20 protein-coding genes and 5 tRNA genes are annotated in these 24,000 nt (G+C 39.8%); 5 read left to right on the top strand and 20 right to left on the bottom strand.

Annotation, left to right across the window (positions count from 1 at the left end):
* Positions 1–76: 76 nt before the first annotated feature.
* The 12 genes from rplK to rpsU form a co-directional block, all read right to left on the bottom strand.
* Positions 77–520, bottom strand: a complete 444-nt coding sequence (gene rplK / locus PHO71_RS20560; protein ID WP_004307548.1) for a 50S ribosomal protein L11 — start codon at positions 518–520, stop codon at positions 77–79.
* A gap of 60 nt (positions 521–580) precedes the next feature.
* Positions 581–1,123: a transcription termination/antitermination protein NusG gene (nusG, locus tag PHO71_RS20555; RefSeq protein ID WP_300206945.1), complete on the bottom strand. Its 543-nt coding sequence runs from the start codon at positions 1,121–1,123 to the stop codon at positions 581–583.
* Positions 1,124–1,140: 17 nt separating this feature from the next.
* Positions 1,141–1,332 carry a preprotein translocase subunit SecE gene (gene secE / locus PHO71_RS20550; protein WP_025075469.1) on the bottom strand — a complete coding sequence of 64 codons (192 nt, stop codon included), beginning with the start codon at positions 1,330–1,332 and terminating at the stop codon, positions 1,141–1,143.
* Between the two features lie 14 nt (positions 1,333–1,346).
* Positions 1,347–1,419, bottom strand: a tRNA-Trp gene (locus PHO71_RS20545).
* A 53-nt stretch (positions 1,420–1,472) separates the two neighbouring features.
* Positions 1,473–2,657 (bottom strand): elongation factor Tu, encoded by a 1,185-nt coding sequence (tuf, locus tag PHO71_RS20540; protein ID WP_300206941.1) that lies wholly within the window; start codon positions 2,655–2,657, stop codon positions 1,473–1,475.
* A 50-nt stretch (positions 2,658–2,707) separates the two neighbouring features.
* Positions 2,708–2,779 (bottom strand) — tRNA-Thr (locus tag PHO71_RS20535).
* A gap of 11 nt (positions 2,780–2,790) precedes the next feature.
* Positions 2,791–2,863, bottom strand: a tRNA-Gly gene (locus PHO71_RS20530).
* 28 nt (positions 2,864–2,891) lie between these two features.
* Positions 2,892–2,974, bottom strand: a tRNA-Tyr gene (locus PHO71_RS20525).
* A 150-nt stretch (positions 2,975–3,124) separates the two neighbouring features.
* A tRNA-Thr gene (locus PHO71_RS20520) sits at positions 3,125–3,198 on the bottom strand.
* 97 nt (positions 3,199–3,295) lie between these two features.
* A complete protein-coding gene (raiA, locus tag PHO71_RS20515) occupies positions 3,296–3,595 on the bottom strand; it encodes a ribosome-associated translation inhibitor RaiA (RefSeq protein ID WP_300206938.1) in 300 nt (99 codons plus the stop codon).
* Between the two features lie 18 nt (positions 3,596–3,613).
* Positions 3,614–4,495, bottom strand: a complete 882-nt coding sequence (gene xerC / locus PHO71_RS20510; RefSeq protein WP_300206935.1) for a tyrosine recombinase XerC — start codon at positions 4,493–4,495, stop codon at positions 3,614–3,616.
* 73 nt (positions 4,496–4,568) lie between these two features.
* The gene (rpsU, locus tag PHO71_RS20505) at positions 4,569–4,760 is read right to left on the bottom strand and encodes a 30S ribosomal protein S21 (RefSeq protein WP_005782152.1); all 192 of its coding nucleotides are present in this window, start codon (positions 4,758–4,760) and stop codon (positions 4,569–4,571) included.
* A gap of 187 nt (positions 4,761–4,947) precedes the next feature.
* Between rpsU and PHO71_RS20500 the strand changes: the two genes are divergently transcribed.
* Together PHO71_RS20500 and PHO71_RS20495 are read left to right on the top strand one after the other, a co-directional pair.
* Entirely contained in the window at positions 4,948–6,729 is a 1,782-nt protein-coding gene (locus PHO71_RS20500; protein ID WP_300206933.1) for an aminopeptidase P family protein, read from the top strand.
* 82 nt (positions 6,730–6,811) lie between these two features.
* Positions 6,812–7,330, top strand: coding sequence for a gamma carbonic anhydrase family protein (locus PHO71_RS20495; protein WP_300206930.1), 519 nt, complete (start codon positions 6,812–6,814; stop codon positions 7,328–7,330).
* A 492-nt stretch (positions 7,331–7,822) separates the two neighbouring features.
* Here PHO71_RS20495 and PHO71_RS20490 read toward each other — a convergent pair whose 3' ends face one another.
* Positions 7,823–9,046, bottom strand: a complete 1,224-nt coding sequence (locus PHO71_RS20490) for a glycosyltransferase N-terminal domain-containing protein (RefSeq protein WP_300206928.1) — start codon at positions 9,044–9,046, stop codon at positions 7,823–7,825.
* Positions 9,047–9,055: 9 nt separating this feature from the next.
* Entirely contained in the window at positions 9,056–10,573 is a 1,518-nt protein-coding gene (gene gltX, locus PHO71_RS20485) for a glutamate--tRNA ligase (RefSeq protein WP_300206926.1), read from the bottom strand.
* A gap of 94 nt (positions 10,574–10,667) precedes the next feature.
* Between gltX and PHO71_RS20480 the strand changes: the two genes are divergently transcribed.
* Positions 10,668–12,743: an HDIG domain-containing metalloprotein gene (locus PHO71_RS20480; protein ID WP_300206924.1), complete on the top strand. Its 2,076-nt coding sequence runs from the start codon at positions 10,668–10,670 to the stop codon at positions 12,741–12,743.
* Here the strand turns inward: PHO71_RS20480 and PHO71_RS20475 are convergent.
* The 6 genes from PHO71_RS20475 to PHO71_RS20450 form a co-directional block, all read right to left on the bottom strand.
* Positions 12,718–13,188, bottom strand: a complete 471-nt coding sequence (locus PHO71_RS20475) for a low molecular weight protein-tyrosine-phosphatase (protein WP_300206922.1) — start codon at positions 13,186–13,188, stop codon at positions 12,718–12,720. The two genes, PHO71_RS20480 and PHO71_RS20475, sit on opposite strands and share 26 nt — an antisense overlap.
* A 20-nt stretch (positions 13,189–13,208) precedes the next feature.
* Positions 13,209–15,008: a DUF4091 domain-containing protein gene (locus PHO71_RS20470; RefSeq protein ID WP_300206920.1), complete on the bottom strand. Its 1,800-nt coding sequence runs from the start codon at positions 15,006–15,008 to the stop codon at positions 13,209–13,211.
* Between the two features lie 30 nt (positions 15,009–15,038).
* Positions 15,039–17,495 (bottom strand): primosomal protein N', encoded by a 2,457-nt coding sequence (gene priA / locus PHO71_RS20465; RefSeq protein ID WP_300206919.1) that lies wholly within the window; start codon positions 17,493–17,495, stop codon positions 15,039–15,041.
* 76 nt (positions 17,496–17,571) lie between these two features.
* Entirely contained in the window at positions 17,572–18,159 is a 588-nt protein-coding gene (locus PHO71_RS20460; protein WP_300206917.1) for a porin family protein, read from the bottom strand.
* A 241-nt stretch (positions 18,160–18,400) separates the two neighbouring features.
* Positions 18,401–19,771: an FAD-dependent oxidoreductase gene (locus PHO71_RS20455; protein WP_300206915.1), complete on the bottom strand. Its 1,371-nt coding sequence runs from the start codon at positions 19,769–19,771 to the stop codon at positions 18,401–18,403.
* A gap of 199 nt (positions 19,772–19,970) precedes the next feature.
* Positions 19,971–21,407, bottom strand: coding sequence for an aspartate ammonia-lyase (locus tag PHO71_RS20450; RefSeq protein WP_300206913.1), 1,437 nt, complete (start codon positions 21,405–21,407; stop codon positions 19,971–19,973).
* Positions 21,408–21,584: 177 nt separating this feature from the next.
* Here PHO71_RS20450 and PHO71_RS20445 point away from each other — a divergent pair, with 177 nt between their 5' ends.
* Entirely contained in the window at positions 21,585–22,895 is a 1,311-nt protein-coding gene (locus tag PHO71_RS20445) for an anaerobic C4-dicarboxylate transporter family protein (protein ID WP_300206911.1), read from the top strand.
* 32 nt (positions 22,896–22,927) lie between these two features.
* Positions 22,928–23,986, top strand: a complete 1,059-nt coding sequence (gene ansB, locus PHO71_RS20440) for an L-asparaginase 2 (protein WP_300206910.1) — start codon at positions 22,928–22,930, stop codon at positions 23,984–23,986.
* Positions 23,987–24,000: the final 14 nt, after the last annotated feature.

Below are 24,000 nucleotides of genomic sequence, written 5' to 3'. Positions count from 1 at the left end.
ATGCCTTCCCTGCTTCAATTTTTTCTGCAGCTAACTTTTGATTTTTTGTCAGTTTACCCATTACAATTGAAGTTTATTAATTATTAACCGGGAACTCCCCTTTTACAGCGATACCCATACTTCTAGCCGTACCTGCAACCATTCTCATAGCAGCTTCCACAGTAAAACAGTTCAAGTCTACCATTTTGTCCTGAGCGATCGTACGAATCTGTTCCCAAGTAAGCTCAGCAACTTTCTTACGGTTAGGCTCAGCAGAACCACTCTTTACCTTAGCCACTTCAAGTAATTGAATAGCAACGGGAGGAGTCTTGATTACAAAATCGAAAGACTTATCTGCGTAGTAAGTAATGATAACAGGCAAAATCTTACCTGCCTTGTCTTGGGTTCTGGCATTGAATTGCTTGCAAAATTCCATGATATTGATACCCTTAGAACCCAAAGCAGGTCCAACGGGAGGTGATGGATTTGCAGCGCCTCCTTTAATCTGTAATTTGATTAGTCCAGCAACTTCTTTAGCCATTTTTTTTTGATTTATATATAAACATTAAACGAAAAACAACAACAGCGTAACAATTCTGTGTTATTCCTTTTCCACTTGCATAAAGCCTAATTCAAGCGGCGTTTTGCGCCCGAATATCTTCACCATGACCTTTAGTTTCTTTTTTTCGCTATTCACTTCTTCAATGATACCACTGAATCCGCTGAAAGGTCCAAAAGTAACTTTCACAGTCTCACCTACTACATAAGGAATATTGAGTTCTTCACCCGTTTCCTGTAGTTCGTCTACTGTACCAAGTATACGATTCACTTCTGATTGTCTAAGGGGAACCGGTTTTTCGGAACCACCTAAAAAGCCTATCACATTCGGAGTATTGCGCAAGTGGTGAGCGACCTCACCAACCAAAGCAGCCTCGATTAAGACATAACCAGGAAGATAACTTCTTTCCTTCACAATTTTTTTACCATTGCGAACCTGGTAAACCTTTTCAGTAGGAATCAATACCTGAGATACATATTCACCAAGGTCACTGTTTTTAATATCAGCTTCAAGATACTCTTTCACCTTAGCTTCTTTTCCACTAATAGCACGCAGAACGTACCATTTCTTTTCTACCTCAGCCATTTTCAATTCCTATTTTTTTAATGTGGATAAACAATTTTTTCCATGAAGTTCTGGAAACAGACATCCATACCCCATACTACCAATGCAATAAGCAGGGAAGCATATAAAACAACTACTGCACTGTTAGCAAGTTCAGAATACGTAGGCCACGATACCTTATGAACAAGTTCGTCGTAAGATTCTTTGATATAAGTTATTACCTTTTTCATTTCAATAATATTAGCACGGGAGGAGAGACTCGAACTCCCGACACCCGGTTTTGGAGACCGGTGCTCTACCAACTGAGCTACTCCCGTGTGTACATAATCAGTTCCCTGTCGAAACCGGGAACTGATTAATTTATTTTGTATTAGTCAAGAATTTCAGTAATCTGACCAGCACCTACAGTACGTCCACCCTCGCGGATAGCGAAACGAAGACCTGGGTTCAGTGCTACTGGATAGATCAACTCTACAGTAATAGTTACGTTATCACCCGGCATTACCATTTCAGTTCCTTCCGGCAAAGTAATTTCACCTGTACAGTCCATAGTACGCAAATAGAACTGAGGACGATATTTGTTGTGGAACGGAGTATGACGACCACCTTCTTCTTTCTTCAGGATATAAACCTCAGCTTTGAATCTAGAGTGCGGTTTAATCTGACCTGGTTTACAAAGAACCATACCACGTCTGATTTCATTTTTATCAATACCACGCAATAACAAACCTACGTTATCACCAGCCTCACCTTGATCCAACAGTTTACGGAACATTTCAACACCAGTTACCACTGATTTCTTATCCTCACCTAAACCAAGAACCTCAATTTCGTCACCTACATGGATAATACCTGTTTCGATACGTCCAGTTGCTACAGTACCACGACCTGTGATAGAGAACACATCTTCAACCGGCATCAAGAAAGGTTTATCAACATCACGCGGAGGAAGTGGAATCCAAGTATCAACTGCATCCATCAGTTCCATAACTTTGTCTTCCCATTTTTCAACACCGTTCAGTGCGCCAAGAGCAGAACCCTGAATGATAGGAGTATTGTCACCATCGAAATCATAAAATGAAAGAAGTTCTCTCATTTCCATCTCAACAAGTTCCAACATTTCAGCATCATCAACCATATCACACTTGTTCAAGAATACAACCAGACGAGGTACGTTTACCTGACGAGCCAACAGGATATGTTCGCGAGTCTGAGGCATCGGACCATCAGTTGCAGCACAAACGATGATAGCACCATCCATCTGAGCAGCACCAGTTACCATGTTCTTTACATAGTCGGCGTGTCCCGGACAGTCAACGTGTGCGTAGTGACGGTTAGCTGTTTGATACTCAACGTGTGAAGTATTAATAGTAATACCTCTTTCTTTTTCTTCAGGAGCGTTATCGATAGAATCGAAAGAACGCAATTCAGAAAGACCTTTTTTCGCCAACACAGTAGTGATAGCAGCTGTCAACGTTGTCTTACCGTGGTCTACGTGACCGATTGTACCAATGTTTACGTGCGGTTTGGTACGTTCAAATTTCTCTTTAGCCATAGCTTTACTTGTTATTTATTTGATTAATAATCAGCATTTACATCTTTATGAGCTGTTACCGGGATTTGAACCCGGGACCTCTTCCTTACCAAGGAAGTGCTCTACCGCTGAGCTATAACAGCAAGAAAAAAAGAGCGGAAGACGGGACTCAAACCCGCGACCCTCAGCTTGGAAGGCTAATGCTCTATCAACTGAGCTACTTCCGCATTCTTGCCAAAGTTGTCACTCTATTTGTGGGCAAAGATGGATTCGAACCACCGAAGGCGTAAGCCAGCAGATTTACAGTCTGCCCCATTTGGCCACTCTGGTATTTGCCCTTCTAAATATGTAAGAACCAATAATGAAAAATTAAGAATATAAAGCGAACAATACTTCAAAAAAAATGTTCCTCTTTGGATAATTCACCCTTCATATTTTAGTCCTGACTTTCTCGCTAAGCGAGTCGGATTGACTTTCATCTTTCCTTGAGCCTCTTGTCGGATTCGAACCAACGACCCCGAGATTACAAATCACGTGCTCTGGCCAACTGAGCTAAAGAGGCATTTTAGCTAAAAAAAGCAACCGTCACGTTCTAATGCGAGCGAAACGGCTGCAAATTTAGTTATTTATTTCTTTTCCGCAAAATATTTGCGATTTTTTTATTTACTACGTTGTTTTTCCTTGTACTTAACCAGTTGTTTTTCGAGTGCTTCCACATTTAAGTCTATCGCTTCCTCAAATGTATCACACACTTTACTAGCATAAAACTCCCCGTTTGGGATTAATATTTTAATGCCTGCTTCTTTATTAGCAGCAGTCTCTGGTTTAATTACCTTTAATGACACCTCTACTTTCTTTATATCTTCGTAATATTTCTCCAACTTAGACACTTTCTTTTGAATAAATGCTTGCAATTGCTCTGACGCATCAAAGTGAATTGATTGAATTCTAATATCCATACTTACCTCCTCTTTTTTTTAAGCCCTTGGATGGGCTTGTTTATACACTTTTTTAAGTTCTTCAAATGTGGCATGCGTATAAATCTCGGTAGTCGCAAGACTCTCATGGCCCAAAAGTTCTTTTACTGCACCCAATTCTGCATCATTATTTAGCATTGTGGTAGCAAAAGTATGCCTCAACACGTGAGGACTCCTTTTTTTCAACGTCGCCACCTTTGACAAGTTCCGTTTCACTAAATTATAGACTAAGTTTTTATAAAGCCTTTCACCGTTTTCTCTAATAAAAAAAGCGTCCGAGCTTTTCAGGACTGTCCCGTTTCTTACATTAATATACTCCAGCATCAGTTCTCGAAGTTCGTCACCGAACGGTATTAACCTCTGCTTATTTCTTTTCCCAGTCACTTTCAAAAGAGAAGCCGAAAAATCCACATCCTTATCATTCAAACCAATCAACTCCGAAAGTCTCATACCCGTAGCATAAAACATTTCAATAATCAAATGGTCCCGATATCCTTTAAAACCTTCGCCAAAATCCGTGTCATCCAACAATTTATTCATTTCACTTTCCTTCAGGAAAACAGGCAACGGTTTTTTGTTTTTAGGTCCAGTTATTTTACGTAACGGATCCACAGTCACTTCTCCTTGTCTTAAAAGATGCTTATAAAAGGACCGGAGCGAACTTAGCTTACGGTTTACAGAAGTAGATGTATACCCCTGATCCATTAATGAAACAATCCATTCACGAATCAGTTCACTTCCCACTTCCAGCGGATCAAACTTTCCGTACTCTTCCTGAGCAAACCCCTGTAGCTGCTTTATATCCTCACCATACGCAAGTATGGTTTTATCAGAATAATTCCGTTCATACCGGAGATAATCAAGAAAAGATTTTATTAACATAATATCGCTACATCTAAAATCGTGCAACGAATGTATGAAAAGAATTCAATAATTCAAAGGAATTTACGAATTATTAATCTTCTACTTGCTGAAGTTTTTGTACGTAAACTGCACGTTCTTTCTTAAGCCTTTTAGTTACAGACGGTTTATCAAACTGTTGCCTACTTCTCAACTCTTTTACAATGCCAGTTTTCTCAAATTTTCTTTTAAACTTCTTCAGCGCTTTTTCAATGTTTTCGCCTTCTTTTACAGGTACTACAATCATTTTTTTATTATTAAATATGTTATGGTTAAAATTTTCTGCAGTCAAATTGCGCCGCAAAATTACACATAGTTTCTTTATTCACAAAACTTTCAGCAAATATTTCTCAAAAACTATTCATAAACAAGCTATTAACCATGGAAAGTTATTACCTTTGAGATTACTTATGCATCTAATAATATAATAATGTATGAAAGAAAATATAAAAGAACGGATACACGCATTACGAATGACGTTTAAACCTAGCCATATAAAGGCTTTCATTATTCCAAGTACCGATCCTCATTTAAGTGAGTATGTCGCCCCCCATTGGGAATCACGCGAATGGATTTCCGGTTTCACAGGTTCTGCCGGGACGGTGGTCGTTTTAGAAGACCAAGCTGGGTTATGGACTGATTCCCGATATTTCCTTCAGGCCGCTCAGGAACTAAAAGGTAGCGGCATCACTTTATTCAAAGAAATGTTATCTGAAACTCCTAGCATCACCGATTATTTATGCACCAATTTAAAGCCAGGAGAATCAGTTGGTATTGATGGCAAAATGTTTTCCGTACTGCAAGTAGAACAAATAAAGAAAGACCTTGCTACTCATAATCTGCAGTTGAATATGTCTGACGACCCCATGAATTATATCTGGAAAGATCGCCCAGCCATGCCCGAAGCACCAGCCTTTGTCTATGAACTCCAATATGCAGGTAGAAGTTGTGAAGAAAAAGTAGAGATTCTTCGTGCCGAGTTAAAAAAACAAGGAATCGAAGCTTTGTTTCTATCAGCTCTTGATGAAATTGCATGGGTTCTTAACCTGAGAGGTAGTGATGTACATTGCAATCCGGTTGTTATAAGTTACCTATTGATTACTCAAAACGAGATCGTTTATTTTATTTCACCAGAAAAGGTTACCAAAAATCTGGAAGAATATTTAAAAGAAGAACATATCAGCCTCCGAAACTACAATGAGGTTGAAACTTTTTTGAATTTCTTTACTGGAAAAAATCTTCTTATTGATCCTCGAAAAACAAATTATGCTATTTATTCAGCCATCCATCCCCAATGTTCGATCATTCGCGGTGAATCACCGGTTGGAATGCTGAAAGCGATTCGTAATGACCAAGAAATTGCTGGCATCCATACTGCCATGCAAAGAGATGGAGTAGCATTGGTGAAATTCCTGAAATGGCTGGAGCAAGCCGTTCCCTCAGGAAAGGAAACCGAATTAAGCATTGACAAAAAACTCCATGAATTCCGGGCAGCCCAACCGCTTTATATGGGAGAAAGTTTCGATACTATTGCAGGATATAAGGAACATGGAGCCATTGTGCACTATTCCGCTACTCTTGAAAGTAATGCAACTCTTCTGTCTAAAGGTTTTCTACTTTTAGATTCAGGGGCCCAATATCTGGATGGAACGACTGACATTACCCGGACCATTGCTCTGGGAGATTTGACAGAGGAAGAAAAAATAGATTATACCTTAATATTAAAAGGGCATATTGCATTGGCTATGGCAAAATTCCCGGCAGGAACTCGTGGCGCACAACTTGACGTACTGGCCCGAATGCCTATCTGGAGTTACGGAATGAACTTTTTACACGGAACAGGACACGGCGTCGGGCATTTCCTAAGCGTACATGAGGGTCCTCAAAGTATTCGAATGAATGAAAATCCGGCAACATTACAGCCCGGAATGATTACGTCCAATGAACCAGGAGTTTATAAAGCAGGTAGCCATGGTATACGTACAGAAAATTTAACTCTCGTCTGCAAAGATCAAGATGGAATGTTCGGGGAATACTTCAAATTTGAAACTATCACTCTTTGCCCTATTTGTAAAAAAGGGATTATCAAAGAACTTCTTTCACCATACGAAATCAATTGGCTAAATGAATATCATCAAAAAGTTTATGAAATGCTTTCATTAGATTTGAATGAAGAAGAAAAAAACTGGCTCAAAGAAGCAACCTGTTCAATTTAGCAATGTGCTCATTCAAATTTCTCTAATAAAACTTTAAGTGTAAATCTCATCAATATAAACAACTCAATAAATAAGATTTAATATGGCATTAATAAAATCAGTAAGAGGATTCACTCCTGAAATTGGTGATAACTGCTTTCTGGCAGATAACGCAACTATAATAGGTGATGTAAAAATAGGGAATGATTGCAGCATATGGTTCAGCACTGTGCTACGTGGAGATGTAAATTCGATCCGCATTGGAAACGGAGTTAATATACAGGACGGAACGGTACTTCATACTTTATATGAAAAATCGGCTCTTGAGATTGGTGACCATGTATCGGTAGGACATAATGTTACCATTCATGGAGCTAGCATCAAAGATTATGCTTTAGTCGGGATGGGATCAACAATCCTTGACCATGCTGTAGTTGGAGAAGGAGCCATTGTTGCCGCAGGTTCTTTGGTATTAAGTAATACAATTATCGAACCGGGAAGTATCTGGGGAGGAGTGCCTGCTAAATTCATCAAAAAGGTAGACTCGGAACAAGCTAAAGAATTAAATCAGAAAATTGCTCACAACTATCTGATGTATTCTCAATGGTATAAAGAAGAATAAAACGGTTCGGTCATCACCAGTTCTCCTTGTAGTGTACTGAATAAGTTGATACAGGGTGAACTTTATATTCTTCACCCATTGCCGAAACTATACTTATAAAAAGAAAATATTGTCATTTATTAGCATATTTCTTTTCCTCCATTAGCATATCCCTTTTTCGTAATGCTATTGTTTGAATTGGTAAAAACCGATAAAAAAGATCCCTTCAGACTCAAACACTTATAAATAAAAAAATGTGAAAGTCAAGGATGAATCGAAGATAATTGAATAAAAAAGAAAAAGTAAACTTATATACACATCATTTTATAGATGGCCTATCATTACATCTAGTTTATTATAAATTGAGCAAGTTATAATGAAATACATCCATATAACTTGCTTTTCAATTTATAAATGTCTTTAACGCTAATGTAACTCTACATTTAACTTGCATAAACATTTTAGCTTCTATACTATCACTAAGCAAAACAAAAAAACGCTTGTATTCAACTCTTAAAAGTTAATCATGTGCATAATCTTTTCCGTTGCTCCGGAATTGTCAATCACATAATCACCTGCATTTTTTCCCGTTTCATGCAAAAATTCTTCATCAGTCTGGAAATGATCCAAAAGATTTTTTAATTCTTCATAGTCTTTAATGGAATAAGCCCCTTTTGCTCCGAGTAAATGAATTGCCTCCATAAACTTCTGATACTTTGGACCAAAAATGACGGGAATACCATAGACAGCTGCTTCTAACGTATTATGAATACCAACTCCGAAGCCACCTCCAATATAGGCAATTTCGCCATAACGATATATAGAAGAAAGCAGCCCGAAACAGTCGATGATCAGACAATCCGCTTTCAACACATTTTTCTCATTAGCACGTGTATAACGTACATAAGGACGTTTCAACTTACTGATTATCTCTACCAGATGATTTTCCTCAATCACGTGTGGAGCAATAATCAATTTCATTTCCGGATGCAAGTTGAAATATTCAAGGAATATATCTTCATCCGGTCCCCACGAACTTCCTGCAACAAAAGTAAAAGAGTTATTTCCCTTGAAATTCTCTACCAACGGAAGATCTTTGGCTTCCTGACGGATCTGTAATACCCGGTCAAAGCGAGTATCCCCTGCTACAGTAACCCGTCCGATACCAATTCTCGACAAGTAACGTTTAGAAGCTTCATTTTGCACAAACAAGTGATCGAAATCTTTTAATACATTCCGGTAAGTTCCACCATACCATTTAAAGAAAATCTGATCGCGACGAAAAATAGAAGAAATACTATATACTGGGATACGGCGTTTATGAAGCTCATCCAGATAATTTTTCCAGAATTCATATTTGATAAAGAAAGCCATACACGGACTCGCAATATCTAGGAATTTCTTCACATTTCTCGGTTTATCGAACGGCAAGTAACAGACAATATCGGCACCCCTATAATGCTTACGAACTTCATAACCGGATGGAGAAAAGAATGTCAGCAAAATCTTATATCCCGGATGTTTTACCCGAATCATTTCAATTAACGGACGTCCCTGTTCAAATTCCCCCAATGAAGCAGCATGAAACCAAATATACCGTTCCCCTTTTTCTACTTGCTGACGCAAAAGCTCATATACCACCCAGTGCCCCTTCATCATCTTTCGAGGCTTACGGCTAAATGGTGCAGCTAAATGGACCAGAAAGTCATAAATGACTATTGCCAGGTTGTAAAGCATAGTATTGTTTTACTTCAGTATCTCTACGGCACGTTTCATACGAGCCAATGTTTCTTCCTTACCCAATACCCAGGAAATATCGAACATATGCGGACCTTTTCCTTCACCAACCAGTGTTAAACGGAAAGCATTCATAATATTACCTGTGTGATATTCCTTTTCCGCAATCCAGTCCATGACCACTTTTTCCTGACCTTCAATACTAAAATCTTCAATTCCGGCAATCACTTCCGCCAGTTCGGTCATACATTTAGCCGAATCCTCTTTCCAGCGTTTCTTTACCGTTTTTTCATCATATTCAGTAGGTGCAACAAAGAAGAAGCTGCAAACATCCCACAATTCTTTAACGAAACTAACACGATCTTTCATCATGCTGACAACCGTAACTACCTTTTCGAGAGGAACTTCTATACCATGTTCTTCCAACATAGGTAAGAATAACTCGGCAATTTCCTCATTTGATTTCTGCTGAATATATTGATGATTGAACCAGATCCCTTTTTTATAATCAAACTTAGCTCCCGACTTACTGCAACGGTGAAGATCAAACAATTGAATCAATTCATCCATCGACATCACTTCCTGGTCGTTGCCCGGATTCCAACCCAGTAAAGCTAGGAAATTAATCACCGCCTCAGGCAAATAGCCGGATTCACGATAACCCGAAGAAATTTCTCCGGATTTCGGATCATGCCATTCCAACGGGAATACCGGGAAGCCTAAACGGTCACCATCACGCTTACTCAATTTACCATTTCCTTCCGGCTTCAGCAGCAATGGCAAGTGAGCGAACTGGGGCATCGTATCTTCCCAAGCAAAAGCACGATACAATAAAATGTGCAGCGGAGCGGAAGGCAGCCATTCTTCCCCACGAATCACATGAGACACTTCCATCAAATGATCGTCTACGATATTTGCCAGATGATAGGTAGGCAGTTCATCCGCCGACTTATAAAGAACTTTATCATCCAATATAGATGAATTAATAATTACTTCGCCACGAATCAAGTCATTTACGTGTACATCCTCATTCGGTTCAATCTTAAAACGAACCACATATTGCTTACCTTCTGCAATCAGAGCATCCACTTCCTCTTTCGTCAAAGTCAGTGAATTGCGCATCATGCCACGGGTAGACGCATCATATTGAAAGTTAGCTATCTCTTCACGTTTAGCATCCAATTCTTCAGGAGTATCGAAAGCAATGTATGCTTTTCCACAATCTAACAACATCTGTACATATTTCTTATAAATATCACGACGTTCGGACTGGCGGTACGGACCGCGTTCACCTCCGAAGCTTACCCCTTCGTCAAAGTGAATACCCAACCACTTAAAAGATTCAAGTATATACTTTTCTGCACCAGGCACAAAACGGTTAGAATCAGTATCTTCGATACGGAAAATCATGTCTCCGCCATGTTGGCGTGCAAATAAATAATTATATAAAGCTGTACGCACACCACCGATGTGCAATGCTCCTGTTGGACTTGGAGCAAAACGAACTCTTACTTTTCTTTCTGCCATAATTTGGGTTAGTATAGGTAAATCACGGCAAAATTAAATCTTTTTTTCCACACTATTGTTTTTTTTTGTACTTTTCGCCAAAATTTCAACTGTTATGGAACATCTAAAGAAGAAAAAAAGCTTCTCTTGGAGAGATTTGCTCTATAAAGCCCTGCTATTTGTAGGGACTGTAGCATTAATTGTTTATTTCCTGCCACGCGATGGAAAATTTAACTATCAGTTCGATATAAATAAGCCCTGGAAATATGGGCAGTTAATAGCTACTTTCAACTTTCCTATATATAAAGAGGAGGCAACAGTGAAGCGGGAACAAGATAGCCTGATGGCTTCTTTTCAACCTTATTATGAGCTTAACAAAGCAATTGAGAAGGATGCGTTGAGTAAACTGAAAGAGAATTACCATGCCAATTTGAAAGGTATCCTTCCTTCCACAGATTATTTACGATACATCGAACGGATGCTGAAAGAAATCTATCAATCCGGAATTGTATCGACGGAAAATATGGATGAACTCCTAAAGGACAGTACTGCTTCCATCATGGTCATTGATGACAAGCTTGCCAATCCAAAGGCCACCGATCAACTTTATACAGTAAAGAAAGCCTATGAACATTTACTAGTGACAGCAGACTCCCTTCATTTAAAGCAGGATATTCTGCGCCAATGTGCTTTAAATGAATACATCACCCCGAACCTTATTTTCGATCAGCAACGAACCGAAGCAGCCCAAAAGGAAATTTTAAGTAATTATCCATGGGCAAACGGGCTTGTGGTAAGCGGACAAAAGATTGTCGATCGCGGAGAAATGATTAGTCCGGAAACATATAATATCCTCGAATCATTACGGAAAGAATCAATCAAACGGAATGAATCGATCGGACAAAACCGTCTGATACTGGGAGGACAGATTTTATTCGTCGGCATGCTGATCATGTGCTTTATGCTTTATCTTGATCTATTCCGAAAAGACTACTATCAACTTAAAGGAAGCCTGTCACTGCTATTTACGCTAATCGTATTTTATAACATAGTTACAGCCTTTATGGTGTCACATAATCTATCAAACGTGTACGTCATCCCTTATGCGATGTTACCGATTATCATTCGCGTATTCCTCGATTCACGTACCGCTTTCATAACCCATACAGTCACCATACTTCTTTGCTCCATATCGCTCCGCTTCCCCCATGAGTTCATTTTGACTCAGTTGGCAGCCGGACTAATCGCCATATTTAGTTTGCGGGAACTTTCCCAAAGGTCCCAACTTTTTCGTACGGCAGTATTAGTGATACTCACTTATGCCACTATCTATTTCGCCTTCGAACTCATGACAGAAAACGACCTTTCTAATGACTTCTCGAAACTAAATGTACGTATGTACACCTATTTCATAATCAATGGCATCCTTTTACTTTTTGCTTATCCTTTATTATTCATACTCGAAAAAACATTCGGATTTACCTCCAATGTCACTTTGATAGAACTTTCGAACATCAACAACGATCTTCTTCGCCAGATGTCGGAAACTGTTCCCGGAACTTTCCAGCATTCTATGCAAGTAGCCAACCTCGCCGCGGAAGCTGCTATACGAATTGGAGCTAAAAGTCAATTGGTTCGTACAGGTGCCTTATATCATGATATCGGCAAAATGGAGAATCCGGTTTTCTTTACCGAGAACCAATCCGGAAGTATCAATCCGCACAAAAATCTGAGCCACGAACAAAGCTCACAAGTGGTTATCAATCATGTAACAGATGGATTGAAATTAGCGGACAAACATAATCTGCCTAAAGTAATTAAAGACTTTATCAGCACTCATCATGGACGTGGAAAAACAAAGTTTTTCTATATCTCCTGGAAAAACGAGCATCCAGGTGAAGAGCCGGACGAAGAGTTGTTTACTTATCCGGGACCTAATCCGTTTACAAAAGAACAAGCAATCCTGATGATGGCAGATGCAGTAGAAGCAGCTTCCCGTAGTCTGCCTGAATATACAGAAGAAAGTATCAGCAACCTGGTTGATAAGATTATCGATTCCCAGGTTGCTGAAGGTTATTTCAAAGAATGTCCGATCACTTTCAAAGATATAGCGATCGTTAAAGCTGTATTTAAAGAAAAACTAAAGATTGCTTATCATACCCGGATCAGTTATCCTGAGTTAAAGAAGTAAGCAGACCTGCACAAGCATCTTCAAGTATATCGAGCACATACTCGAAGCCTTCGGCTTCGCCATAATAAGGATCGGGTACGTGCTCAGTTAAAATTTGTGTGCAATAATCGGTCATACGGTGAATCTTCTTACACTCTTCCGGAGAAGGAGCTTTGTCTTTCAAATCATCGATGTTAAGATCATCCATACCGATAATCAAATCGAAATGATAAAAATCTTCTGTGCGCACCGGACGGGAGCGATGTACCAGCTGATATCCTCGACGAGCAGCGTGAACACGCATTCGACTGTCGGGCAGTTCTCCTTGATGATAGGAAAGAATTCCTGCAGAATCGATCAAAAACTCCTTTTCCAATCCCTCCTCCTTAATGATATGAAGCATCACTCCTTCTGCCGTAGAACTGCGACATATATTTCCTAAACACACGAACAAAATCTTTACCATTATATCCTTTCTTTTCTTTATTATAAAGAATTTAATATGCTATTCGCCCGGTTCACAGTTGTTGCAGCCGGAATTTCCGGCATATCTCCAAGATTGAACGGAGCTAATATTTTCTCTATTTTTCTTAATCCTGCCTCATTTCCTTTTTCCTTGAACTCCCGACGAAGAATACTAATTTTCTCGTGAGCCTGGATACCTTCAATCAAACGTTCAAAACGAAGACAACTACGAGCACCCGGATATACCAGATAAGTATCTCCACCTGCCCAACTACGGAAACGGGAATCGAACAACGGTTCCAATGGCCAACTGTTATATGCCCAACGCAAATATCCGTCTAAATGTTTCTTTGAAGAATAAAAACTAATCCAGACAGCCTCAGCCGGATCAGAGAAAGTAAATGTATTAGGATGTGCTTCCGAGCAGCAAGTATAGTATGTAGTACGCTTATTTTCTGCCACACGGCGTGTACGTACACCTTCAGGGAAATCTTGTCCGATAGCAATACAGTAGTCATATAAATCCTTTTCAATTTGTGCATGATAATTTCCCGCCAATGAAACTTTGAAATCAGGATCAGCTTTACGAATCACCTTCAATGTTTTCTGCATCACTTCCATCGGCCTTTCATCCATAGCAATCGTACAAATATCGAACCAGCCTTTTTCTTTCAAATGTTTAGCAAATGAAGTAAGCATAGCAACCCACATTTCTTCATAAGCAGGTTCTCCCGGAGCAGTCGTTATAAACTGCAAAGAATTTGTTGCCTGTTCAAAATACTGGAAAGATAATTTCCAAGGAACCATAGAATAACAATTGATCTGTTTATTGATACCTACACTCATCATAAATTCGACCCAACGATCAAAAACCGTATAGTCAAAAGTCCATGTGCCATCTGCACGCTTCAACCAAGTCACCATTGATTCAAAATAGTCTTCTGTCTGACCATTCCAAGGTTTGTGCATAATAGAAGCAGTAATGATCTTTTGTCCGGCATCTGCGAGCATCTTCATCAAAGGACGCATTGCATCAAGATGTGCCTGGCTCCAAAGTGGAACTTGATAATAACGAGCTACTGCAAAAGGATTTTGCCACAAATCAAGATGATACGTCCATTCCGAAGGCTGAGGGAGCTCCCGTGAAGATACTTTGACTTCTATAGGCAGACGAGCAATCAACTTCTCTCCATCCTTTACCAATAAATCACCTTTATATACACCCGGTGTAGCAGATCGAGGAATCCAGCATTGTACCCAGACCGGCTGAGTAGTGCGAGCCGAAAGTTTCATACTTTTCAGGTCTGAATCAATCATATCTGCTACCAGTAAGGAATCAAAGAGAGAATGATCCGGTCTGTTTCCACAGCCTCCTTTACCATCCTTATTTAACTGATCCGTCATGACATAACGCAAAAAAGAAGCAGTAAAACTACCAGTTGGAAGTACAGCACCTTTCGAAGTCTTGAAACCTGTAAAAACAAGATTTAGATTCTGGATATCTTCACCTGTCCATACTATTGCTTGTGCATTAACCCGTTCACCTCGCCATCCCTGTAAAACAGAAATTTTCTGTAATCCCTTCGAAGGGACCATATGTTTTGCATATCGGTAGTCTGTACTACCCCACGAACTGTTGGGAGTAGAAACGGATACCCATTCTTCTGCAGAAGGAGCAGCCGGATCAGGTAATTCCTGATAATTTTTTAGAGGATAAGGAGGCTGACCGGTAGGTGTTCCACCTTGAGTCACCCCATTCTGGGCAAACAACATACTAGTGCTGAATAGTCCCATCAGACAAAGAATAGTAAATCGTGTCATAGTAAATAAATTTAAAGTAATTATATAATTTTACATAGGGTCCATATCATAATAAATAAGCAATGATTTATACCTTTCGTCCTCTATCATTTCCCGTTGAATGTGCAACAGCAATTCTCGCGTACGTCCCATTGAGGCATTATGTTCAATCTTGACCACTATCTTTTTAATAAACAACGTCTGAATCCGGGCTACAGGAGGTTTATCCGGTCCCAACACCCGATTACCAAATACAGTTCGTAGTTTATCAGCCATCACAGAAGCCATCTGATCTAAAAGCGATTCATTGTGGTTTTTCAGATAGACATAGACCAACCGGTAATAAGGTGGGTAATGGAACATCTGGCGTTCTGCCAACTGCCCATTCACCATCTGTTCATAATCATTACTGATAACTTGATGAATAATTGGATGATCGATACTTTTCGTTTGTAACACTACCCTTCCTCGTTTGTTCTTACGTCCGGCACGCCCGGCAACTTGTGCCATTAATTGAAAAGCACGTTCGTAGGAGCGAAAATCAGGATAATTCAGCATAGTGTCGGCATTTAATATACCTACCACACTCACATGGTCAAAGTCCAACCCTTTTGAAACCATTTGTGTTCCAATTAGTATATCAGTTTTTCCTTGTTCAAAGTCCGCAATAATCCTTTCATATGCCGAACGGGTACGGGTTGTATCCAGATCCATCCGCGCTACAGCCGCCTTAGGAAAAATAACTTTAATGTCATCTTCTATTTTTTCTGTTCCGAAACCACGATTCACCAATTCTGTTCCTTCACAAGCAGGACAGGCTTTAGGGAGTTGATAAGTATACCCACAATAGTGGCAGGTAAGCTGGTTGATTCCTTTATGGTAAGTCAGGCTCACATCGCAGTTCTTACATTTCGGCACCCACCCGCAAGTACGACATTCTACCATGGGTGCAAATCCACGCCGGTTTTGGAAAAGGATTACTTGTTCTTTCTGTTCCAGAGCTTCTTTCATATATTGTATCAACAACGGAGAGAATTGCCCGACCATCCGTTTCTTACGATGAAGTTCTTTTATATCAACCGGAATAATTTCCGGCAGCTGAATCTCTTTATATCTCTCTTTCAATTGTATGAAGCCAAATTTCCCAGAAATCGCATTTTTCCATGTTTCAATAGAGGGAGTAGCTGTGCCCAGAAGTGTTTTAGCACCATACATCGCCGCCAATACAATGGCAGCACTACGCGCATGATAACGAGGCGCAGGATCTTGCTGCTTATAGGTATTCTCATGTTCTTCATCCACAATAACCAGTCCAAGATTCCGGAAAGGAAGGAAAATAGAAGAACGGACTCCTAAAATAATATCATATCCTTTTTCTCCCAGTTGTTTCTGCCAGATTTCTACCCGTTCAGCATCCGGAAACTTAGAATGATAAATTCCCAAACGAGAACCGAACACTCTTTGCAAACGTTCCGTTATTTGAGTGGTTAATGCTATTTCAGGCAAAAGATAAAGCACTTGCTTTCCCTGACGAATGGTTTCTTCTATCAGATGAATATATACTTCAGTTTTTCCACTGGAGGTAACTCCATGAAGCAAACAAACATTCTTTTCCTGAAAACATTGTGTGATTTCATCATACGCCCGCTGCTGGAATTCATTCAGAGGATTTAATTCCCCCATAGCATCTAATCGCCGTTTCAACCGGCCAATCTCATGAAAATAAATTTCAAATATATTCTTTTCTACCAGTCCGTTCAGAATAGAAGGTGAGACGCCAGCCCGTTGTAAAAGTTCCTTTTTAGAAACTTCCTTCGGCTTTTCTTTACCCAGAATACCCGAGCACTCGACATATTTCATCAATAATGCCAATTGCTTCGGAGCACGTGAAAGGATATCAAAAAGAATATGGAGCCGCCTCTCATCTGCTACTCCAGCCAATCGCACTCTTGCTTCTGTCTTGGGCTTATAGGTGCGCCGTAACTCCTCTTTCACAAAAATCGCTTCTTTATCAAGGAGGGATTTAATAACAGTAAGAATATTTTTTAGTCCGCTTTCCTTCTCCAATTTTGTGACACATTGCTGGGAATCGGCAGAAAGTAAATTCAATATTTTTTGTTCCCGTTCTGATAATGGTACATCTGCCTCAAAATCGGGATTATACTCTACGATAGTTTCACTTTCCAACTTTAGACCGGAAGGAAGTGCCGCCTTATAAACATCTCCTTGTGTACAGAGATAATAATCTGCTATCCACTCCCAGAATTTAAATTGAGCCGGCAATAAGATAGGAGAGGCATCCAGCAATGCAGATATTTCTTTTACTTCATATTCTGTCGGGGCAGAATAATGTACATTACGGACAACAGCCGTATAATACTTCTTCCGTCCAAAGGACACAATAACCCGACAGCCTATCTTCACTTCTTCCGCAAATTCATCCGGGAGCGCATATGTAAAGCATTTCGGGAGCGGGAGCGGTAATATTACATCTACATATTTGTTCATTGCTGCGACAAAGATAAAAAAAAAAAGCTTCCGAAAGTCGGAAGCTTCTAATTCTTATCAGATTAAGGATAGTTCATTAGAAAATATAAGCAATGGAAACTTGCCAAGTCTTAGTTTTATAAGATCCAGACTCACTACCATCTTCTTTCAGTTTGGCTGTATCACCTAACGGGATATTGTAATTCGCTCCCACCTGCAAATGTTTTAATAACTTCACACCTGCACCGACATTGATTCCAACTTCTGCCTTTCTTTTGTCTACTTTAGCATCTGCAAAAGTTTTATCCTTTGCAAAATCGAAATAAAAGTCCGGTCCGGCAGCAAAATAAATTCCAAATAAACTGCCTAAACCAATATTATATTTCAAATTAACCGGAATATCAAGTCCGTTCTGCTTGATCGTAGTATCATTAGCCTTGATACCTCTTTGAGCAAATAACAAAGCAGCATCCACTCCCAAACCTACAATCGGAATATTGAACTCTGCCATCGGACCGATAAAGAAGCCGGTAAAGTTATCCTTCTTAAAGTTCGCACCCATATCAGAGAAACTAGCTTTTGACAAGTTCAGGCCACCCTTAACACCAAAATGTATTTGACCCTGGGCAGGTATTGCCATACCTATACATACGGCAATCAGTAAAGCACTAAAAATCTTTTTCATAAATTTACGTGTTTATAATTCGATACAAAGATACACATCTTATAATAAATTAAACACAAATTATTATTTTTTGTTCGCACAACAAGCTTAAACCATACATTAGCTTACTATATAATCCATTTAAAATGACATAAGAGAATTTAATGGCTTTAGTAAAATCTACTTTCCCTAGATGTACATATGAGACATTCCCAGAAGTACGTCTCGGTAATTCTCAGATGTACACCCGAGACAACCTGTTTCAGGCAAATAAATCATTGAGTGCTTCACTCATGCTGGGATGAGTATATATAAAGTCACGCAAGAAAGTGTAATTCTGTTTTGTCTTCATTGCAATAGCAACCGTATTAATAACTTCACTGGAGTCGGGAGCAAATAAAGTAACCCCTAATATCATTCCATTTTTCTTATCAATAATAGCTTTAAGCAGCCCGTCCGTTTCACCCAATGTTTTCGCTCTCGGAATGGCCATTACAGATAGTTTTTTAATGACAACATCCAAATTTTGTTTGCGTGCTTCATCCTCATTAATCCCAATACGTGACAATGGAGGATCAATAAATACCGAGTAACTAACAGGATTACGATCTGTTACCCTCCGCTTCTTATCGCCATACAAATCTTCACGTATAATACGATAGTCATCCAAAGAAATATAAGTAAACTGCAGTCCACCTTTCACATCACCTACCGCACGTATAGCAGGATTCGTCGTTTTGAGATATTCATCCACGATGATGGTTCCGCGTGTGTCTACCTCTACCCCGGCAGCTTGTAAATTAAGCCCTTCGGTATTAGGACGACGCCCAGTAGCCAAAAGAACGGCATCAGCTTCAAGCTCAAACACTTCGTTTGTCAAAGAATCCCCAAAAGTTACAATGGCTTTTCGCTCTGTATGCTTCACAGATTGTACTTTCGCATTCAAACGAAAAACGACCCCTTTCTTTTCCAATGTCTCCCGCACACAGGCAGCAATATCACGGTCTTCGCGGGAAATCAATTCCGAGTATCCTTCAAGAACTGTCACTTGTGAACCAAAGGAAGCAAACATCGATGCAAACTCCAATCCTATATAACCGCCACCTACAATGCCCAAATGACGAGGAAGAGCAGTCTGTTCCATAAGTGAGGTACTAGTATATACAAATGGATTATTAGCAATTCCTTCAATAGGAGGAATAATTGTTTCCGCTCCTGTATTGATAATAATCTGGTCTGCATTCAATATCATTTCATCTGTAGCTGTACGGACAGAAACCAGATTCGGAGAGATGAAAGAACCCATACCTGTATAGATAGTCACATTTGGATAATCTGCCAAATTATGAAAGTTCTTATTTCGAAGCATACTTATTACATCTTCTTTTAAAGAAATAGCCTGACGGAAAAAATCACTTTTTTCGTCAAAAGTCAGTCCCTTCATACCGGAAGCTATTTTTGCCTGATGCACTAATGTTTTAGTCGGAATACATCCGATATTAATACACGTACCTCCGTACATTTTCTCGGAACGTTCAACGATAGCCACATTCTTTGCACGTTTTGCAAACTCAGCGGCAAGCGTCTTTCCTCCTTTACCGAAGCCAATAATGATAACATCAAAATCTTTCATATCTATATCTTTTAAAAATTGATTCACGTTGATGGTACAAAGTTATCCCTTTACGGAGAAAAGGTCAATAGCTATTTCTCTAAATGAATTGGCAATTGTTCCTTTATGATTGAGAAATAACAAAAGAATCGCCGGAGTCGATATAAAAATCAAATTCTCCTGCGATTCTTTTCTCCATGATTATGTTACCACCTACTATTTATTCTTGGTTCGGATGAATATCCAACTTCACTGGTTTAATCATATTTTCCGGTTTCAGTATGGTATCCAAATCCTTCTTAGAAAGTATATTATGTTCCAAGACAAGTTCATAAACTCCTTTCCCCGTCTCCAAAGCTTCCTTTGCTATCTTTGTCGAATTCTTATAGCCAATGACCGGATTCAATGCTGTTACTACTCCGATACTGTTATGTACATTTCGCCTGCAGGTTTCTTCATTGGCAGTAATACCGTCGATACATAATGTTCGCAAAGTGTCGAAGCCATTCATCAACAAATCAGCGGATTCGAAGCAACATTGTGCCATCACCGGTTCCATTGCATTGAGTTCCATCTGCGCAGCCTCACCGCTCAGAGCAACACAAAGGTCATTTCCAATTACCTTATAAGAAATTTGATTCATTACTTCAGGAATTACCGGATTGACTTTTCCGGGCATAATGGAAGAACCCGGTTGCATAGCAGGCAGATTAATTTCACCCAATCCGCAACGTGGACCGGACGCCAGCAAACGCAGGTCATTGCATATTTTATTCATCTTGACTGCTACCCGCCTCATCGCTGAAGAATAACCGATCATACAAGAAGTATCCGAAGTAGCACCGATAAGATCGGCAGCTAGTTTGATATCCAGCCCTGTAATCTTACGCAAAGCAGCAATACACTTTTCGGCATACTCCGGTTCGGCAGTAATTCCTGTCCCGATAGCCGTAGCGCCCATATTGACGGTCAGAAAGTCCTGTGCAGCAAAATTCAGATTTTTCACTTCATCTTCCAGGATACTTGCAAAACCATTGAAAGTCTGACCGAGAGTCATCGGTACTGCATCTTCCAGCTGAGTACGACCCATTTTTATGATATGTGCAAACTCTTTTCCCTTCTTCCGGAAAGATTCGATCAAGATATTGAAATGTTTCAGTAATTTAAAATTAGTATAATACAATCCAATGTGAATAGCAGTAGGATAAGCATCATTGGTAGATTGCGAACGGTTCACATGGTCATTGGGAGAACAGTATTGGTATTCACCTCGCTGATGTCCCATCAGTTCCAAAGCACGGTTGGCTATCACTTCATTTGCATTCATGTTGGTTGATGTTCCTGCTCCACCCTGAATCATATCAACAGGGAATTGTTCATGGTGCTTTCCTTCCAATATTTCTTTACAAGCTTTAAGAATAGCATCCGTTTGTTCTTCAGTTAATAAGTCCAATTCACTGTTGGCGATGGCAGCCCCCATCTTGGTAATAGCCAAAGCCTGAATGAACAAAGGATACTCATTCAAGTGAAACTTACTAATTCGGAAGTTCTCAATTCCCCGAAGTGTCTGTACTCCGTATAATGCACTTTCCGGCACTTCACGACTCCCAATCAAGTCGCTTTCCATACGAGTTTTCTTTGATAATTTTTGTTCCATATCGGTTGTTTTATAGCAATAACTTTTTCGTTAGTTGATATAATAACCAATCAAAGATGTTATTGTTTTAATAAATATGCAAAAACTATTCAATGGTTTTTTTGTTGTTAATTCCAAACAGATAGAAAATTAAAGAAGAAATTAGTTATATTTGCTTTAATCTTAAAATAACAGTTTATGATATTACAATTAGCTTTTGTTCTGACAGCTATTATTATCGGTGCACGCCTCGGTGGTATCGGGCTCGGCGTCATGGGAGGTGTAGGTCTGGGAATATTAACATTCATTTTCGGTCTGCAGCCGACTGCTCCGCCTATAGACGTTATGCTAATGATTGCAGCTGTCATTTCAGCCGCTTCATGCATGCAAGCTGCCGGAGGGCTCGATTACATGGTGAAGCTTGCAGAACATCTGCTTCGTAAAAATCCGTCACATGTGACGTTGCTCAGTCCGTTGGTGACTTATCTGTTCACTTTTGTAGCCGGAACGGGTCATGTCGCTTATTCCGTATTGCCCGTAATTGCCGAAGTAGCAACAGAAACTAAAATACGCCCGGAACGTCCGCTCGGAATTGCCGTAATTGCTTCGCAACAAGCTATTACTGCAAGTCCTATTTCTGCCGCAACAGTTGCTCTGCTGGGTCTATTGACCGGATTCGATATTACTCTGTTCGACATTTTAAAGATTACAATTCCTGCCACCATTGTCGGAGTATTGGTAGGTGCTCTGTTTTCCATGAAAGTAGGTAAAGAATTAATTGAAGATCCCGAATATCTGAAACGTGTAAAAAAAGGCTTATTTAATAATAAAAAGGTAGAAATAAAAGATGTCAAGAACAAGCGCTCTGCTATGCTATCCGTTATTATCTTCATTCTAGCGACAGTTTTTATTGTCTTTTTCGGTTCCTTCGAGGGAATGCGGCCCAGCTTCCTTATTGATGGTGAGATCATTACTTTAGGAATGTCTTCCATTATCGAAATAGTGATGTTATCCGCAGCTGCTATCATTCTTATTTTGACCAAGACTGACGGAATTAAAGCCACCCAAGGTTCAGTATTCCCTGCAGGAATGCAAGCCGTCATTGCTATTTTCGGTATTGCCTGGATGGGTGACACTTTCCTTCAAGGCAATATGGTTCAACTTACTTCCTCCATCGAAGGAGTTGTACGGCAAATGCCTTGGTTATTCGGTATCGCATTATTCGTCATGTCTATCTTATTATATAGTCAGGCTGCTACAGTTCGTGCACTGATGCCTTTAGGTATTGCACTCGGAATCTCTCCTTATATGCTGATAGCTCTATTCCCGGCCGTAAACGGATACTTCTTTATCCCTAACTATCCGACCGTAGTAGCCGCCATCAATTTTGACCGCACCGGAACAACAAAAATCGGCAAATATGTGTTAAATCATTCGTTCATGATGCCAGGACTGGTATCTACCATCGTGGCAATTGCTTTAGGATTACTTTTTATACAAGTATTTTAATATATAATTAACCTAAACATCATTATTTAGTTATGAAACAATTCCAGAAACTAGGTCTCATAGTAGTCACACTACTATTTTCCGTAACAATGGCATTTGCCCAGAAACCGAACATTCATATTCTTGCCACCGGAGGAACGATTGCCGGCACAGGAAGTTCGGCAACAGGAACCAATTACACTGCCGGACAAGTAGCGATCAGTACATTGCTCGAAGCTGTGCCCGAGATTAAGAACATTGCCAACGTAACGGGCGAACAAATCGTGAAGATCGGTTCGCAGGACATGAATGATGAAGTCTGGCTGACTTTAGCCAAAAAAATCAATGAGCTTTTAAAAAGAGCGGATATTGACGGCGTTGTTATCACTCACGGAACGGATACGATGGAAGAAACCGCTTACTTTTTAAATCTGACTGTAAAAAGTGATAAGCCAGTAGTTGTAGTAGGTGCTATGCGTCCTTCTACCGCACTTAGTGCAGATGGTCCGTTGAACCTTTATAACGGTGTAGTGACTGCTGCCGCTAAAGAATCTAAAGGCAAAGGGGTATTAGTTGCCATGAATGGTCTTATTTTGGGAGCACAAAGTGTAATTAAGATGAACACTGTAGATGTACAAACTTTCCAGGCTCCCAACTCCGGTGCATTGGGCTATGTACTGAACGGGAAAGTGACCTATAACCAAGTAACACTGAAAAAGCATACTACCCACTCTGTATTCGATGTTACTCACTTGACCTCATTGCCCAAAGTAGGTATTGTATATAGCTACTCCAATATTGAAGCAGATATGGTGGCTCCTTTACTTAGCAACGGATACAAAGGAATCATCCATGCAGGTGTAGGAAACGGTAATATTCACAAAAACATTTTTCCACTACTGACAGATGCAAGGAAAAAAGGAATCTTAGTAGTCCGTTCTTCCCGTGTGCCAACCGGACCTACTACTCTCGATGCGGAAGTAGATGATGCAAAATATCAATTTGTGGCTTCTCAGGAATTGAATCCACAAAAATCGCGTGTATTGCTAATGCTTGCATTAACCAAAACAACAGATTGGAAACAGATTCAGGAATATTTTAACGAATACTAAAACTGAGCCAACCT

Source organism: Bacteroides sp. (assembly GCF_028690125.1).
GTDB lineage: Bacteria > Bacteroidota > Bacteroidia > Bacteroidales > Bacteroidaceae > Bacteroides.
The sequence above is the reverse complement of the archived record's forward strand: the minus strand, read 5'-3'. Positions and strand labels throughout refer to the sequence as shown.

Bases quoted from the DNA above. Each gene is read 5' to 3' on its own strand.
- rplK (WP_004307548.1), bottom strand. From the start codon at position 520: ATGGCTAAAGAAGTTGCTGGACTAATCAAATTACAGATTAAAGGAGGC.
- nusG (WP_300206945.1), bottom strand. From the start codon at position 1,123: ATGGCTGAGGTAGAAAAGAAATGGTACGTTCTGCGTGCTATTAGTGGA.
- secE (WP_025075469.1), bottom strand. From the start codon at position 1,332: ATGAAAAAGGTAATAACTTATATCAAAGAATCTTACGACGAACTTGTT.
- tuf (WP_300206941.1), bottom strand. From the start codon at position 2,657: ATGGCTAAAGAGAAATTTGAACGTACCAAACCGCACGTAAACATTGGT.
- raiA (WP_300206938.1), bottom strand. From the start codon at position 3,595: ATGGATATTAGAATTCAATCAATTCACTTTGATGCGTCAGAGCAATTG.
- xerC (WP_300206935.1), bottom strand. From the start codon at position 4,495: ATGTTAATAAAATCTTTTCTTGATTATCTCCGGTATGAACGGAATTAT.
- rpsU (WP_005782152.1), bottom strand. From the start codon at position 4,760: ATGATTGTAGTACCTGTAAAAGAAGGCGAAAACATTGAAAAAGCGCTG.
- PHO71_RS20500 (WP_300206933.1), top strand. From the start codon at position 4,948: ATGAAAGAAAATATAAAAGAACGGATACACGCATTACGAATGACGTTT.
- PHO71_RS20495 (WP_300206930.1), top strand. From the start codon at position 6,812: ATGGCATTAATAAAATCAGTAAGAGGATTCACTCCTGAAATTGGTGAT.
- PHO71_RS20490 (WP_300206928.1), bottom strand. From the start codon at position 9,046: ATGCTTTACAACCTGGCAATAGTCATTTATGACTTTCTGGTCCATTTA.
- gltX (WP_300206926.1), bottom strand. From the start codon at position 10,573: ATGGCAGAAAGAAAAGTAAGAGTTCGTTTTGCTCCAAGTCCAACAGGA.
- PHO71_RS20480 (WP_300206924.1), top strand. From the start codon at position 10,668: ATGGAACATCTAAAGAAGAAAAAAAGCTTCTCTTGGAGAGATTTGCTC.
- PHO71_RS20475 (WP_300206922.1), bottom strand. From the start codon at position 13,188: ATGGTAAAGATTTTGTTCGTGTGTTTAGGAAATATATGTCGCAGTTCT.
- PHO71_RS20470 (WP_300206920.1), bottom strand. From the start codon at position 15,008: ATGACACGATTTACTATTCTTTGTCTGATGGGACTATTCAGCACTAGT.
- priA (WP_300206919.1), bottom strand. From the start codon at position 17,495: ATGAACAAATATGTAGATGTAATATTACCGCTCCCGCTCCCGAAATGC.
- PHO71_RS20460 (WP_300206917.1), bottom strand. From the start codon at position 18,159: ATGAAAAAGATTTTTAGTGCTTTACTGATTGCCGTATGTATAGGTATG.
- PHO71_RS20455 (WP_300206915.1), bottom strand. From the start codon at position 19,771: ATGAAAGATTTTGATGTTATCATTATTGGCTTCGGTAAAGGAGGAAAG.
- PHO71_RS20450 (WP_300206913.1), bottom strand. From the start codon at position 21,407: ATGGAACAAAAATTATCAAAGAAAACTCGTATGGAAAGCGACTTGATT.
- PHO71_RS20445 (WP_300206911.1), top strand. From the start codon at position 21,585: ATGATATTACAATTAGCTTTTGTTCTGACAGCTATTATTATCGGTGCA.
- ansB (WP_300206910.1), top strand. From the start codon at position 22,928: ATGAAACAATTCCAGAAACTAGGTCTCATAGTAGTCACACTACTATTT.